General features: G+C 57.4%; 2 protein-coding genes. One reads left to right on the top strand and one right to left on the bottom strand.

Translation table 11 applies throughout. From position 1 onward, the window contains the following. Positions 1 to 314: hypothetical protein (locus LQV45_RS32075; protein WP_230011555.1), on the bottom strand; the 314-nt coding region annotated here is incomplete at its 3' end. A gap of 10 nt (positions 315 to 324) precedes the next feature. Between LQV45_RS32075 and LQV45_RS32070 the strand changes: the two genes are divergently transcribed. After that, positions 325 to 765, top strand: coding sequence for a hypothetical protein (locus LQV45_RS32070; RefSeq protein ID WP_230011553.1), 441 nt, complete (start codon positions 325 to 327; stop codon positions 763 to 765). The last annotated feature ends 685 nt before the right edge of the window (positions 766 to 1450 follow it).

Here is a 1450-nt window from a genome sequence, read left to right as displayed (position 1 = left end):
TACCGTAACTCCGTCAGCTGATGGTAGACGGGGTCGTGGACTTCGTCCTCGTCTACTCGATGGACCGTCTGCACCGGAATATGGCAGACGTAATCGAATACATGTGTGCGGCGAATCTGGCGCGCGGCACGTGCCCGGATGACGTGAATCCGGAATTTCTTCGTGCCAGGCCATGCGGTGCACTGGCACTTCACCCCGACAGACAAGCGATCCGCATGCAGATACGATGCACTCAGCAGCCGCCGGCCGCTGGACGATACGGTGCCGGCACTGAAGTCTTGGGGGAACACAGTGCAGCGAAAAATATGGATCATCCTTGCGGCGGTGCTTGTCACTGCAGCCGCGGGTGTCATTTTTATGCGCTCTGCGGAAGACAAGGTCACCGCCGATGTGGTCTCCCGGACTGAGCGTTTCTCCATTCCGGCAGACTGGAAGCTGGAGGACAACGTCGCGCGGCGGGAGATGTTCCTCTGCTTCGATACCAACCCGTGCCCGAGCATCTACCGCAGGTGGAACACCGGTAACGAAATCACCGCCGACGACCTCAAAGCTGTGGTTTCGAAAGCGGGAGTCGAGATGAAAACCGACGGGACATGCTGGAGGCGCTCCAACGACATTGGGGTCGCAACGGTCTGCAGTTCATCGGGCAATGACGGAGAGTATGACTACCTGATCAATGTCATCAGCCCCGGCAAAAACGAATCCGACCTCGCTATTCTCACAGTGAATATATCCAGCCAATGGATAATCCATGGGCTGCTGTGAGAGCATCCAGGCCGCATCCACCGCTTTGAGCCGCAGAACAAGGCGGCATTCCGTTCAGCACTATTGGGGATAACAGTTGTGCGCCTAAAAACCCTGCAGATCTTACCGCTGCGGCACTCGCTGGAGTCATAGCCTCATTTCCACTCACCGCGCCTCCGGCCATGGCCGCGGACCCGGTGGCCAAAGAATGTGCAAATGTGGAAACCATCCTTGCCCGTGGTTCAGGACAACGCACTTTCGATGTCGAAGCGACCAGGTTCCTGAACCAGCTAAGGCAGGCCTGCGAAACGTAGACGCTTTTTCGAACGTGCGACGTCGTGCTCCGAGTTTGCATGGACGGACTTGTGCAAGGTTTCGCATTGGGCACCGATGCAACAAGCCCCGCACTAAAAGACGTACGGGGCCTGCTGGGGCGATCACGGCCGAAACTAACTAGATCGGCCGACGGCCTTCGAGCTGGATGGATGTCGAGACCGGAACCGGTCAGAAGAGAGGAAGAAAGGAGAAGAGACCCGGGGAAGTGTGAGACCCGAGGCTAGTTGGCGGAAATTGCCAGAAACTAATCACCGTCATTCCGTGGTTTTCTCCGGCCTCTAACGCTGTCGGATAACTGACCTAGTTGGCGAAGACACTTGGAGACGGCGACTCCGGCCTCTAGGTACACAACCAAGGTCCTGTTCGTCCC

It is taken from the genome of Microbacterium sp. Bi128 (assembly GCF_918698205.1).
The sequence above is the reverse complement of the archived record's forward strand: the minus strand, read 5'-3'. Positions and strand labels throughout refer to the sequence as shown.